The organism is Serratia sp. (in: enterobacteria) (assembly GCF_046715635.1).
Classification (GTDB): domain Bacteria; phylum Pseudomonadota; class Gammaproteobacteria; order Enterobacterales; family Enterobacteriaceae; genus Chania.
Genome location: NZ_JBKJYW010000217.1, coordinates 1 through 12,370, shown reverse-complemented (window position 1 = coordinate 12,370; position 12,370 = coordinate 1). Strand labels below are relative to the sequence as shown.

At 51.1% G+C, this 12,370-nt stretch carries 14 protein-coding genes; 3 read left to right on the top strand and 11 right to left on the bottom strand.

The genetic code is table 11. From position 1 onward, the window contains the following. The first annotated feature begins 392 nt into the window (after nt 1-392). The gene (locus ACLQ7H_RS10945; protein ID WP_411752682.1) at nt 393-704 is read left to right on the top strand and encodes a type 1 fimbrial protein; all 312 of its coding nucleotides are present in this window, start codon (nt 393-395) and stop codon (nt 702-704) included. Nucleotides 705-777: 73 nt separating this feature from the next. Here the strand turns inward: ACLQ7H_RS10945 and ACLQ7H_RS10940 are convergent, their stop codons facing one another. Continuing rightward, a complete protein-coding gene (locus ACLQ7H_RS10940) occupies nt 778-2,259 on the bottom strand; it encodes a mannitol dehydrogenase family protein (protein WP_411752681.1) in 1,482 nt (493 codons plus the stop codon). 341 nt (nt 2,260-2,600) lie between these two features. On the opposite strand from ACLQ7H_RS10940, the gene uxuA reads away from it, so the two are divergent. After that, on the top strand, nt 2,601-3,791 hold the full coding sequence (uxuA, locus tag ACLQ7H_RS10935; protein WP_411752680.1) for a mannonate dehydratase: 1,191 nt from the start codon (nt 2,601-2,603) through the stop codon (nt 3,789-3,791). A 39-nt stretch (nt 3,792-3,830) separates the two neighbouring features. On the opposite strand, the gene yeiP is transcribed toward uxuA, so the two are convergent. From yeiP to ACLQ7H_RS10895, 8 genes are all read right to left on the bottom strand, one after another. Continuing rightward, complete coding sequence (yeiP, locus tag ACLQ7H_RS10930; protein WP_021805861.1) at nt 3,831-4,403, bottom strand: elongation factor P-like protein YeiP; 573 nt, start codon at nt 4,401-4,403, stop codon at nt 3,831-3,833. Nucleotides 4,404-4,524: 121 nt separating this feature from the next. Continuing rightward, nucleotides 4,525-5,769, bottom strand: coding sequence for a tryptophan permease (gene mtr / locus ACLQ7H_RS10925; RefSeq protein WP_411752679.1), 1,245 nt, complete (start codon nt 5,767-5,769; stop codon nt 4,525-4,527). 248 nt (nt 5,770-6,017) lie between these two features. Beyond that, a complete protein-coding gene (locus tag ACLQ7H_RS10920) occupies nt 6,018-6,311 on the bottom strand; it encodes a DUF1240 domain-containing protein (RefSeq protein WP_411752685.1) in 294 nt (97 codons plus the stop codon). Between the two features lie 166 nt (nt 6,312-6,477). Beyond that, a complete protein-coding gene (locus ACLQ7H_RS10915; protein WP_024484964.1) occupies nt 6,478-6,957 on the bottom strand; it encodes an Hcp family type VI secretion system effector in 480 nt (159 codons plus the stop codon). Between the two features lie 24 nt (nt 6,958-6,981). Continuing rightward, entirely contained in the window at nt 6,982-7,275 is a 294-nt protein-coding gene (locus ACLQ7H_RS10910) for a DUF1240 domain-containing protein (protein WP_411752684.1), read from the bottom strand. Nucleotides 7,276-7,404: 129 nt separating this feature from the next. Continuing rightward, nucleotides 7,405-7,698 (bottom strand): DUF1240 domain-containing protein, encoded by a 294-nt coding sequence (locus ACLQ7H_RS10905; RefSeq protein ID WP_411752683.1) that lies wholly within the window; start codon nt 7,696-7,698, stop codon nt 7,405-7,407. A 104-nt stretch (nt 7,699-7,802) separates the two neighbouring features. Beyond that, nucleotides 7,803-8,570, bottom strand: a complete 768-nt coding sequence (locus tag ACLQ7H_RS10900) for a hypothetical protein (protein ID WP_411752678.1) — start codon at nt 8,568-8,570, stop codon at nt 7,803-7,805. Beyond that, nucleotides 8,500-8,757 carry a hypothetical protein gene (locus ACLQ7H_RS10895; RefSeq protein WP_411752677.1) on the bottom strand — a complete coding sequence of 86 codons (258 nt, stop codon included), beginning with the start codon at nt 8,755-8,757 and terminating at the stop codon, nt 8,500-8,502. Before ACLQ7H_RS10895 ends, ACLQ7H_RS10900 begins: the two co-directional genes overlap by 71 nt. 144 nt (nt 8,758-8,901) lie before the next feature. Here ACLQ7H_RS10895 and ACLQ7H_RS10890 point away from each other — a divergent pair, with 144 nt between their 5' ends. Beyond that, nucleotides 8,902-9,156 carry a YkgJ family cysteine cluster protein gene (locus ACLQ7H_RS10890; RefSeq protein ID WP_024484966.1) on the top strand — a complete coding sequence of 85 codons (255 nt, stop codon included), beginning with the start codon at nt 8,902-8,904 and terminating at the stop codon, nt 9,154-9,156. On the opposite strand, the gene ACLQ7H_RS10885 is transcribed toward ACLQ7H_RS10890, so the two are convergent. Together ACLQ7H_RS10885 and ACLQ7H_RS10880 are read right to left on the bottom strand one after the other, a co-directional pair. After that, entirely contained in the window at nt 9,120-10,331 is a 1,212-nt protein-coding gene (locus tag ACLQ7H_RS10885) for a sugar efflux transporter (protein WP_411752676.1), read from the bottom strand. The genes ACLQ7H_RS10890 and ACLQ7H_RS10885 overlap by 37 nt on opposite strands. A 161-nt stretch (nt 10,332-10,492) precedes the next feature. Then, nucleotides 10,493-12,370: molybdopterin-dependent oxidoreductase (locus ACLQ7H_RS10880; protein WP_411752675.1), on the bottom strand; the 1,878-nt coding region annotated here is incomplete at its 5' end.

Here is a 12,370-nt window from a genome sequence, read left to right as displayed (position 1 = left end):
TCCGAAATGCGGTGGGTAGATCAGCAGAAAAAACTCGCAATAATGACAGTAGTTTATCGTTAAGTCCTCTGGTCATGCCGAGTGGGGCTCGGCATGACACCCCCGGATCCCGCACTTTAGTTCGCTTTCTTCACCACGCCGCCACGCCTTTCATTGCCCAACTGGCCGATCAGGTTTGCACATGGCAAGCCGTCTGCGCCCAAGCCGTTATCGGGGTTTAAATTGAGATTTTTCCTACTTGAAATCGGCGTTTTGCGGCAATAAATTATGCGTCGCCAGAGAGGCGCTTATCTATATAACTATATGATAAATAGATAAAAACACTCTAACTTGCGCTTAATCCAAGAACTTTTTTTCAGGTTGACATTGGCTTAATAACAAGTGAGGTGACCATGAAAAACTTACGGTTGTTTTTGATCGCAGGAATGTTGTTTTCATGGCTGGCAGCAGGCGTGGCCAATGCTGCTACCGGCGGCGTGATCCACTTCTATGGCTCTATTGTCGAAGGCCCTTGTGTGGTAGAAGTTGCTGACTCAACGGCGCATACACAATGCTATCGCGACGGGCAGAACTACACCAGCAAACATCAGTTAGCGAGCCTGGAGAGCGGCAGCAAAGAGCTGCCAATGAATCTCGGTAAGAGCGAGATCAAGTGGTTGGATCAGCAGAAAAAACTCGGAATAATGACGCTGGAATACCGCTAATATCCCTTCCCGCCGTGTTTCAAACGCCAAATGGCCGTCATACCTGGTAGGTTGGCATGGCGGCCGATACGGTTCAATTCAACTGGGTGGTTACCCAATCTTTTACCGTCTGGCGTGCCCCTCGATCACGCAATGACAGATAGGCCCTTGTTACCTCCGCCACAAACGCACTATCCGCTGGCAATTGCTCGCCAAACACGCTTTTCAACGCCAACAACGCGGCCACGCGGGGTTCACCGTCCTGTGAGCTGCTAACGACCTGCTGCAAGGTGGTCAGCATTGGGTCGCGGATATCAATCGGTTGCCCGACGTCATCAATCCCTCCGACATAACGCATCCAGCCCGCTACGCCAAGCGCAAGCCCCGCATGGCTGCCGCCATATTGCCGATGCCAACGGATCGACTCCAGCAGGCGCTGAGGCAACTTTTGCGTGCCATCCATAGCGATCTGCCAAGTGCGGTGTTGCAGTGCCGGGTTGCTGTAACGTTCGATCAACCGATCGGCGTAGGCGGCCAGATCGATGCCCGCGACCTGCAGCGTCGGAGCCTGTTCGTTAAGCATCAAGTGGTGCGCGGCGCGGCGATAATTCTCATCCGCCATGCAGTCAACGATGTATTGGTAACCCGCCAGATAGCCGAGATAGGCCAGGAAGGAGTGACTGCCGTTGAGCATCCGCAGTTTCATCTGCTCGAATGGCAGTACGTCGTCCACCAGTTGCACACCGGCATCCTCCCACCGTGGGCGGCCAGCGACAAAATTATCTTCCACCACCCATTGAATGAAGGGTTCACAGGCGATAGCGCATTCATCACGCACGCCACCCAAGGCAGCGGCGATTTCATCCAGCGTTTCTGGCGTAGCGGCCGGAACGATGCGATCGACCATGGTGCTGGGGAAGGTGACATGCTGGGCGATCCACTTGGCCAACTGTGGATCGCGCGCTTCGGCCAGCCCGGTCACCGCATTGCGCACCACGTGGCCGTTTTCTGGAATATTGTCACAGGACAGCACGCTAAAGGCGGGTAGATTACGCTCTCGACGTCGGTTCAGTGCTTCCACCAGGATCCCCGGCACCGTGGTGGGTTGGGTTGGATTAGCCAAATCGGCTTTGATCGCGTCGTGTTGCAGGTCCAATTGGCCGCTACCCGGTTCGATGCAGTAGCCTTTTTCCGTAATGGTCATGGAGACGATGGCTACCTGCGGTTCGGCCAGCTTTTCCAGCACGGCGTCGATGCCTTCCAATTTGCGATGCACGCTTTGGTGAACGGCCCCCACTACGATGGCCTGATCGCCCGCCGCGCCCTTTTCTAACACCGTGTAAAGATGATCCTGATCGCGCAGGGTCTGAAATAACTTATCGCCGCCGAACAGGCTGATCTCGCAGATCCCCCAATCGCCGCCGTTACGGTTGAGTACCCGGTCGGTCAGTAATGCCTGGTGTGCCCGGTGAAAAGCCCCAAAGCCCAGGTGAACAATTCGGCTGCGCAGGCTCTGGCGATCGTACTGGGGTAGTTGTGTCTTGGCTGGCAACGGTGAGTTGGCGATAGTTTTCATTAATGGCTCCATGACGAGAGCAAGGGCCGGTTGAACGCTTGCATAAAGCTATCAGACCAGTTAGCCGCAGGTGTATGCCCGGCTCTCGCGTATCTGTTAACAACCGCCAGGGTAGGGCGGTCGAGAGGTGAATGAAATTGGTCAGTCCAAAACATCCCAGGATCGTGAGTTGGATCAATCAATCGACGTTTCTGTTTTGACAGCACGCCGCTAATCAGTAAGGTTAAAGATGAATGATATCTACTGCAATGTGGTATAACAGGATTGATTTGATTTTGCGATCTACCTCACCACCGATGCATCTTAAACGATGACAGAGCGACTTTTACAAGGATAAATCAATGGAACAAACATGGCGTTGGTATGGGCCGAACGATCCGGTTTCGCTGGACGATGTGCGTCAGGCAGGTGCTACTGGCGTAGTGACCGCGTTACACCCTATCCCTAATGGCGAAGTGTGGCCGGTTGAACAGATCAAGGCACGTCAGGCTCTGTTGGCGGAAAAAGGGCTGGTGTGGTCGGTGGTGGAAAGTATCCCGGTACACGAAGAAATTAAAACCCACAGCGGCAACTATCAACGTCATATCGCCAACTATCAACAATCGCTGCGCAACCTCGCGGAATGTGGCATTGATACCGTGTGCTACAACTTTATGCCGATCCTCGACTGGACGCGTACCGATTTGGAATACCAACTGCCGGACGGATCCAAGGCCTTACGTTTCGATCAGATCGCCTTTGCGGCCTTCGATCTGCATATTTTGTGCCGCAGTGGGGCAGAGAAAGATTACACCGACGAAGAGCAGGCACAGGCGCAGAGCTATTTCAAGGCGATGAGCACGGAGGATATCGCCAAGCTGACCGGTAACATCATTGCCGGGTTGCCGGGGGCGGAAGAGGGATACACGCTCGATCAGTTCCGTGCCCGGCTGGCGGAGTATGATCACATCAATAAAGCACAACTGCGTGAGAATATGGCCGTCTTCCTGCGCGCTATCGTGCCGGTAGCGGAAGAGGTGGGTGTCAGGCTGGCAGTGCATCCAGATGATCCACCGCGCCCCATCCTCGGCTTGCCGCGTATTGTTTCCACCATCGAAGATATGCAGTGGCTGAAAGAGACGGTAGATAGCATCTATAACGGCTTCACCATGTGTACCGGTTCTTACGGCGTGCGCGCGGACAACGATCTGGTGCGGATGATTGAAACCTTTGGCGATCGCATTCACTTTACCCACCTGCGGGCCACCTGCCGTGAGCAAAACCCTAAAACCTTCCATGAAGGGGCGCACTTGCAAGGGGATGTGGATATGGTGGCGGTAGTTGAAGCTATTCTGGCAGAAGAACTGCGCCGTCATAAAGCGGGCGATCTGCGGCCTATCCCAATGCGACCAGACCATGGTCACCAGATGCTGGACGATCTGCAGAAGAAAACCAATCCGGGCTATTCGGCTATCGGTCGGTTGAAAGGTTTGGCGGAGGTTCGTGGGGTTGAGTTGGCGTTAAAGCAGCGGTTTTTCCCAGAATTACTCTAGCAAAGCAGGGCGCACTCAGGTTGCGCCCCCTACCGTTGACTAGTCTGCGCGGCTCATATAGCGGCGTTCTGCAATGTGAATGCGGATTTTATCACCGCTGCTCAGGTACTCCGGTACCAGAATGGTCAGGCCGGTCGCCATGGTGGCCGGTTTGTTACGCGCACTGGCTGAAGCCCCTTTGATGCCCGGAGCGGTTTCAACAATTTCCATATCCACGGTCTGTGGCAGTTCCAACGCCAGCACCTGGCCATCCAGCGTCAGTACCTGCATACCCGGCAAGCCCGCTTCAGGGATGAACAGCAGCTCATCTTCGATCTGATCTTTCTTGAAGATATAAGGGGTGTAGTCTTCATCGTCCATGAACACATACTCTTCGCCGTCAATATAGGAGAAGTTTACCTTGCGGCGGGACAGGCTGATGGTGTCCAGAATATCATCACCTTTAAAACGTTCTTCTACCTTCAGCCCGGTACGGACGTCGGAGAAGCGCATTTTATACAGCGTGCTGGCACCACGGGCGCTTGGGCTCTGGACATCGATGTCCTTTACCAGCAGCAGTTTGCCGTTGTAATTGATCGCCATACCGCGCTTGATTTCGTTCGCTCTTGCCATTGGAATACCCTGTCAACATAGATTTTAGGAAGTTGCGACAAGTTACTCGCGCCGTGCTTTTCAGGCAAGAGCCGCGCGCAAAAAGAGTGGGGAAAACGGGCGACCGTGGCCGCCCTGAGGCTTATTTAAACACCGGCAGCAGATTCAGTAGCGTCAGCACGTGGGCTATGGCGTTAATCACCCCAAACAGGATGACGAACAGGATCATGCCTTGACCGCCGGGAGCACGATAGCTGGCCTGTGGGAAACGGCGGCGGCTGGCGCGTGCCATCATGGCAGGAACGATCACCGCCCAAATGGTGGCGGCCAGGCCAGCAAAGCCGATGGCGTACAGGAAGCCGTTCGGGAACAGTAACGCTGCCAGGGTTGGCGGCACGAAGGTCACCAGTGCCGATTTGGTGCGGCCTGCCTGGTTATCCTTGAACTTGAAGAAGTCGGCGAGAAAATCGAACAGCCCCAGCGACACGCCCAGGAATGAACTGGCCAGCGCCATATAAGAGAAGGCGTTGAGCAGTTGGCCTACCGCATTGCTACTGGAAACGTTACCCATCTGCTTGAGCAGGCTGCCAATGTTGCCCCCTTCGGCGATCACCTGCTTGAAGGCATCACGGGCGATATTGCCCTGGATCACATACTGCCACAGGATATAGATCGCCAGTGCCAGCAAGGTACCGTATACCAGGCTGCGCACCACGGCACCGCTGTCTTTTTGATAGTACTTCACCAGGCCAGGCACGTTGCCGTGGTAGCCGAACGAGGTCAGCAGGTAAGGCAACGCCGCCAGCGCATAAGGCAGGTAGTTGGCATCGCTGCCACCCTGGTTGAACAACACGGCAGGCTGTACGTGGGTAAACATGTCACCAACGGACAACACAAAGGTGATCACCATCCCGCCGATCAGAATGGTGCTCAGGCGATCCACGGCACGGGTGGATAACCAGACGATAAAGGCCACGACGATGGCAAACACCAAGCCAGACAGGGTTTGGTTGGCCCCGAAGACGCCTTCCAGTGTATGGGCGATGATTGAGCCGCCCGCCGAGATATAGGCATAGGTCAGAATATAGAGTACGAAGGTGATCGACAGGCCGTTAAGGGTATTCCAGCCCTTGCCAAGCAGATCTTTGACCACGGTGTGGAAGCTGGCGCCCGCCGGATAATTCATGGTGGCTTCCAGGATCATCAGCCCGGAGATCAGCATACAGAACCAGGTATAAATCAGCAGCGCCACGGAGCCGCTGAACCACACACCAGAAGTTACGATAGGGATAGAGAACATACCTGCACCGACGGCGGTGCCGGCAATGATCATCGCGCCACCGAGTACGGAAGGGCGGGAAAGCTTCTGGATAGTGTCCGCAGACATTGTTGCTCCTGAATGGCCGTTGGCCGTGAGTTCTTTTGTACTAGCTTAATGGTACGTGCGCGATGTGTGCATGTAAAGCGGAGATTTGGAGGGATTGGTGCAATCTTCAGCGGTTAGGAGCGTTATTTTGGTGGTTTTGCCCCTCACCCTAACCCTCTCCCTGTGGGAGAGGGTTAGGGTGAGGGGCGACACTTTACGTATTGTGATGTATTTTTTGTTTAATTGGCGGGTATAGCGGGAAATGAAACTCATCTACAAAGTGATAAATCTTTCACATAAGTTGTAGGTGACTGCCATGATATTTTATCACACGTTAAATAACCGGCATTTTTCAACATATAATCAACATAAAAAGAGATAGGTAAGCCAATAATAAATGAAGCGAACATTAGAATAACCAAATATCGAGTAACTCCCTTGTCGTATTTTGGGCGTTTACTAAAAATAAAAAAGTATATGCCGCTAAGCATTCCATATATTAGCAGTGGGCAGGTAAGGAAACCTATAACAACAGATGCGGAGAAAGTTATTTCATCCTCCATGAATACTAACGATAGAACATACTGCCAGACTAATAATGTTACAAATGAAAAGAATATTAAGAGCACTGTTGCTAGCAATATTTTAAAGTATTTATTATTCATAGTAGTCTTGATGTTGATATGTTCAATAAATAGCCACCAGAAAATCTGCTGGCTATTCACTAAATCAATAAACTCTCTCATCCCATATACTATAGCCCGATGTGCCTGAAATATTATGCTGCCAATCAATGCTTGTGTAGGATAATGAAATGATCTCGTAGGGTTGACCATCATTTTGTGTAAGTGCATTTGGGCAGTGCTGGGTTATGTCTGAGATATAGGCATCCTTAAGCTTTATAGTATAAAAAACTTCTAGAGTCCCAGCCGGATTGACACGGTACATGTACAATGCAATTTGTAATTTTTCATTATTTGATATTGCCATTCCAAGCAAGGGCGATGATTTGTCAATCGGCTTGGTTATTCTGACTGGCTGATGGGATACATTTTGCATTCTGGATATATTGTGATCGAAAGCAAGAATGTAAACTTGATCCTCATGTCCTTTTTGACATCTATTGCCAATGGAGTCAAGAGTCGAGCAACCAGCGGATATCAAGCCTTGTTTAATACCATTAATGCTTGCATAAATTAAATTAGCCATAAGTCCCTCTATGTTATAGTAAAATCATTGACAAAGTGATAAATCTTTCACATAAGTCGTTGGTGACATCCAAGAAATTCTATCGCACGTGAAATAACCATCATGTTTAAGTTTGTAGTTCACATACAGAGATACAGGTAGACTGAAAATTATTGATGCCAACGCCAATCTGGTTAAATGCTTAACAACTATCATATTATGTTTAGGTAGCCGGTCAAAAATAAAGACAAAGACAGAACCAGATAAAGCATAGAGTATCAGAGGTGATCCAAAGAAGCACATAAATATAGAGGCTGAAAAAGTTATTTCATCCTCCATTAATATCAATGAAATAGCGTAGCTGTAAATCAATAGCGATAAGCATATGAATAATGCCAGCAATGCAGATGTCCCTAATATTTTCCAGTGTCTGTTTTTCACATGACCATCCTTAACTTATAGAAAGTATCATTGGCAATGTGATAGGTTCGTGACATAAGTTGTAGGTGACTGCCATGATATTTTGTCACACGTTAAATAACCTCCATTCTTCAGCTTATGATCTACATAAAAAGAAATAGGTAAACTGATAACAAATGAGATAAACATTAGATAAACCAAATATCGAGTAATTCCTTTATCATATTTTGGGCGCTTATCAAAAGCAAAGAAATATATACCGCTGAGAATGGCGTAGAATATTACTGGGCTGGAGAGAAAAACAATAAGTATAGATGCGGAAAATGTGATTTCATCCTCCATAAATACTAATGATAAAACATATCGGCAGATTAATAATGCTGCAAGTGAAAACAGTATTAAGAGTATTATTGAAAGTGCTATTTTAGTGTATTTGTTATTCATTTTTATTTCCCTAGGCCATTGAGGATGAAATGAAAGTTAGCTTCGGGTGTTCTTGGTTTTACTCTGTTTTTTTCTTTTAATAATGCTATTAATTTTTCACTTATTCCATATTTTTTATCTATCGCATCTAAGATGATGGCGGTGCCTAATCCAACAACAAAAACGATCGCAGCAACAGCAATAATACTACTGACAGCAAAAACAGTTGTAGTCAAAAATACGCCTGCAACAAAGGATGTAGCAGCGACAATCGCTGTTTTTGCCATGTCCATAGTTATATTTCCGATAAAATCTGCTAGAGTATAATCATCTTTAAATATACTTTCTATAATTCGATATCCAACAGAGAAAAGAATACAAAATCTTACGCCACTGACTATTCCGGCATTAATGCCTTGCTGTCCTATACCCATTGCTAACATTTGTGGATGGTTAGCCGCATATCGCGTTCCAGTTATAGTTCGTCTAAGCCCCGCATAGCCGGATATGTGAATAAGATTTACTCCATTTGCCCCTGTGAACACCGTGGCAGTTATTCCTATTCTCTTGAATTCAATGATGACATCATATAACCCACGCGCATCATTTATATTGCCTGCATAAGTAGAAACAGGATCTGTCACTTTAAATACAGAGGAGACGACATTCTTTGGTTCAAGGCCTCTGGAAAATGCATCGCCACGGCTGGTACTTTGTTGCTCAAAGCCCCCGAGCGAACGCTTCACCACGGCCCAGACCTGGGTTTCCAGGGCGGCGAGAGTCGATGTCATCAATAATACCTTTTGCCTCAGCGATCGTGAGAACGACGTGATATTGCGTGTTATCGCTTAAGGCTTTCTCTAAGCCGATAGAATCAAGGAACTCATGCTGGGGTTTTAGCTGGTTGATCCCGACATTACCCTTCAGGAAGTCCCCCATGTAGCCTTCCCAACTCGGGTTGAAATTTTTATCTGACATGATATCACTCCATTGATAGTTCTAAGCTTTCCACTCCATGAAAAATAAACTCTAGCACTATTGGTAAGGATTGTGAATGAGTATAACTTAATGCGGCGTTCTGCTATTGTCTCAGCCACATAATCAGCCCCCATAGGATCGCAGATGGATTGCCGTGCAGACTGTGGTGCCTGCTGTATCGCACCTTCGATTTCCAGCCCGATCCCTGGTATGCCCAACGGCAAACCGGCCAATACCCGTTGTATCCATCTGGACCAGCAGCTGCGCTGTGGAATATTTCATTCGCCGCTGCGGCCCAAAGTTTGTGGCAGTCTTCAAGCAAGTCGTGAGATGTGCCACGACCGCCGTGATGAGGCGCTGATCTATCTTGCTAAATTGGAGGCGGATACTGCCCCTTGAGTGTCCTTCAGCCGCCACATACACAGTACTGCACCCAGCACCATCGCCAACGCGAAGTAAAATACCGCGTGATAACTCCACATTTCGGCCACGACCCCGGCGATCGAACCGGCAATAATCCAGCCAACACGGGTGGTATTGGTAAACAGCGTGGTGGCCGCCCCGGCCTGGCCAGGCATCAAATCCTGGAAATAGAGCATACCAATCCCCGCCAACACCCCAATAAACAGTGCGTTCAACAGTTGCAAAGCGATCAGTTGCCAGGTGCCGGTAATAAACAGTAGCCCGCCATAGAACAGCACCCCGGCAATCACCGCACAGCGCATCAGGAAACGCTTGCCAAAGCGTTGGGCCACCATGCCTGCGAGCAACATGGTCGGGATTTCCAGCCCGGCAGCGGTACCCATCAGTATTCCCGTCAGTTTTTCCGGTAACTGCAACTCCCGCACCATGTACAGCGGCATATTGATCAAATAGATGCTGTTGGCCGTCCACATTAACGTGCAGGCCATAAACAGCAATAACGTATCCCGGCGGTTCTGGCGTGGGGCTTCCAGCGTCGCCCCGCCGGTATTCTGCACTTTTGGCATGGAGGGCAACATCTTCCATACCAGCGCTCCGCAGAGAATAAAGGCAGCGGCGGCGGCCAGATACATCACCTTAAAACCAAACCCCAAGGCCAGCGCAAAGGCGATCGGCGGGCCAATTACCCAAGCCAGTGAAACCTGAGCACGCAGGATAGAACTGAACATCACCGTTCCCCGGCCGGTGTGCTCGGCATGTTCCCGTGCCAGGGCAAACATCTGCGGGTTGGCGGTCGAGCCGAAGCTGCTCAACAGCACGCCGACGAACAGCAGCAGGTAATAGTTACGGTTCCAGGCGAACAGCGCACAAGCCAAAGCACCTAACATGCAGCAGAGAAAGATCAGCGATTTGCGATCGCCCCTTTTATCTGAGCGGCTGGCCAGAAACTGGCTGACCAAAATGCCGATCACCGCGCTGCCGGTAAAGAACAGCCCGACCATCGTTGGCCGTACGTTCACTTCGGTGGAGAGGAAAAGACTCAGCGTGGGCGTCTGTAAGGCACCGGCAATCCCGGTGAGAAAAGCCACGACCAGAAATGCCAACGAAGTTAAATCGGGCAAGCGTCGCGTTGCCGCAGTTGAAGTACGCATAAGGTGAATGAGTAGCCAAAGAGAAAGGAGACGCGCGCATAATACGCTCGTTTAAAAAAAACAAAAACCGGTTTCAATCAAGGAAAGGGTAAATAGATTTTATCTGTCGGCAGGAAAAGAGCAGGGCGATGTCACCATCACCCTGCGCTGGTGGCTAGCGGTTATGCGCCAGCAGGAACGTCGTGCGCGGTATTCTTCAGCACTTCGCCCTGATATTTCTCAATTTCCAACTGTGCCATCTGGCCGCAGTTGCCCTGTGCCAGGTTGGATGAGCCGATATCGAAAGTCAGGCAGTTGACGTTGCCGTTCTTACAGATTGACCCCGGCGTTGACGGATCGGCGGGATCGTACCAGGCACCTTCGCTGATCCGCACCGCACCTGGGCGCACATCTTCACTGACAATAGCGCCAACCAGGATCTGCCCACGGTCGTTAAACGCCCGCACCAGGTCGCCGTTGGTGATGTTGCGCGATTTGGCATCCTCTGGATGGATCAGGATCGCTTCACGGTCGGCCACCGCATACTTCTTACGCAGCGGCGTGTTGTCGAGTTGTGAGTGCAGGCGGTTGGCTGGGTGCGCGGTATTCAGTGACAGCGGGTATTTGGCTGCCTCTGGGCCACGGTACCATTCATGCGGCGGCATCCAGGTCGGAATACCTTTGCAATCCAGATACTCCATTTTCGAGATGGCATCGGAATAGATCTCAATCTTGCCGGACGGAGTCCCCAACGGATTAAGCAGTGGGTTTTCACGGTAATCGGCGAAACGTACCCACTGTTTGTTTTCCTGCGGGATCGGGAAACGAATGTAGTTGTTCGACGCCCAGAACATATCAAACGGCGGTAGGGCAACGCGGGCGGCGCGGGCCTGCAGTTTCATGTCGTCGTACATGCCTTTCAGCCACTGGGTTTCGTCTTTGCCTTCGGTAAAGGCATCCAGTACGCCCAGCTTGGCGGCCAGAGCGGCGAAGATATCGAAGTCGTTGCGTGACTCATGCTGTGGTGGCACGCACTGATGCATCGGGAAGACGTACAGCTGCGAGTAGTCGCCGCCCATCTCCAGATCGTTACGCTCATAGCTGGTGGTCGCAGGCAGCACGATATCCGCATGCTTGGCGGTGGCCGTCCAATACGGTTCGTTAACCACGATGGTTTCCGGCCGCTGCCAGGCTTTGACCAGATTGTTGGTGTCCTGATGCTGGTGGAAGGTGTTACCCCCGGCCACGTACACCATCTTCACGTCTGGGTAGGTGACATCGGTCCCATTGAAGTGAATGGTCTTGCCTGGGTTGGTCAGGCATTCGGCGATACGAGCCACCGGGATTGGCGTTGGTGAATTTTTCGGTGCATTCCCCGCAGAGATACCGGAGAGGATGCCGCCTTTGGCCGTTGGGCTGCCGCCGGAAGAGTAGTGATAGCTGAAGCCAAAGCCGCCGCCTGGCAGGCCGATCTGGCCAAGCATGGCCGCCACGGTCACCAGTAACCAGTGCTGTTGCTCACCGTGATGCTGGCGCTGGATCCCCCAGCCGCCCATGATCATGGTGCGCTGTTTAGCCATATCGCGTGCCAACTGGCGCAGCACTTCGGCATCAACGCCGCTGATATCGGCAGCCCACTCGGCAGTTTTCGGCGTACCGTCGGTTTCACCCAGCAGATAGGCCTGGAACTTGTCAAAGCCTACGGTGTAGGTTTTCAGGAAGTCCGGGTTATGCAGCTTTTCGGTCAACAGGGTGTGGGCGATACCGATCAGCATCGCGCTGTCGGTGTATGGACGCGGAGCGATCCACTGTGCGCCGACATATTTGGCACTGTCACTGTGCACCGGATCGATGCTGATGATGCGGGTGCCTTTCTTCTTCAGCGCCTCAAAGCCGGTCTGGCCGACGTGGTCGGGTACGTTCCAGCTGTTTTTCAGCGTAACCATCGGGTTACAGCCCCACAGGATCACCAGTTGGCTGTTGTCGATGACGTTTGGCCAGGCGGTTTGCTGTTCGTAAACCTCCATTGACCCCATCACGTGCGACATGATCACCTGTGC

Coding starts and splice junctions, on each gene's coding strand:
- ACLQ7H_RS10915 (WP_024484964.1), bottom strand. CDS start 6,957: ATGGCTAATTTAATTTATGCAAGCATTAATGGTATTAAACAAGGCTTG.
- ACLQ7H_RS10910 (WP_411752684.1), bottom strand. CDS start 7,275: ATGGAGGATGAAATAACTTTTTCAGCCTCTATATTTATGTGCTTCTTT.
- uxuA (WP_411752680.1), top strand. CDS start 2,601: ATGGAACAAACATGGCGTTGGTATGGGCCGAACGATCCGGTTTCGCTG.
- ACLQ7H_RS10895 (WP_411752677.1), bottom strand. CDS start 8,757: ATGTCAGATAAAAATTTCAACCCGAGTTGGGAAGGCTACATGGGGGAC.
- mtr (WP_411752679.1), bottom strand. CDS start 5,769: ATGTCTGCGGACACTATCCAGAAGCTTTCCCGCCCTTCCGTACTCGGT.
- ACLQ7H_RS10920 (WP_411752685.1), bottom strand. CDS start 6,311: ATGGAGGATGAAATAACTTTCTCCGCATCTGTTGTTATAGGTTTCCTT.
- ACLQ7H_RS10885 (WP_411752676.1), bottom strand. CDS start 10,331: ATGCGTACTTCAACTGCGGCAACGCGACGCTTGCCCGATTTAACTTCG.
- ACLQ7H_RS10940 (WP_411752681.1), bottom strand. CDS start 2,259: ATGAAAACTATCGCCAACTCACCGTTGCCAGCCAAGACACAACTACCC.
- ACLQ7H_RS10900 (WP_411752678.1), bottom strand. CDS start 8,570: ATGACATCGACTCTCGCCGCCCTGGAAACCCAGGTCTGGGCCGTGGTG.
- ACLQ7H_RS10945 (WP_411752682.1), top strand. CDS start 393: ATGAAAAACTTACGGTTGTTTTTGATCGCAGGAATGTTGTTTTCATGG.
- ACLQ7H_RS10905 (WP_411752683.1), bottom strand. CDS start 7,698: ATGGAGGATGAAATCACATTTTCCGCATCTATACTTATTGTTTTTCTC.
- ACLQ7H_RS10890 (WP_024484966.1), top strand. CDS start 8,902: ATGGATTGCCGTGCAGACTGTGGTGCCTGCTGTATCGCACCTTCGATT.
- yeiP (WP_021805861.1), bottom strand. CDS start 4,403: ATGGCAAGAGCGAACGAAATCAAGCGCGGTATGGCGATCAATTACAAC.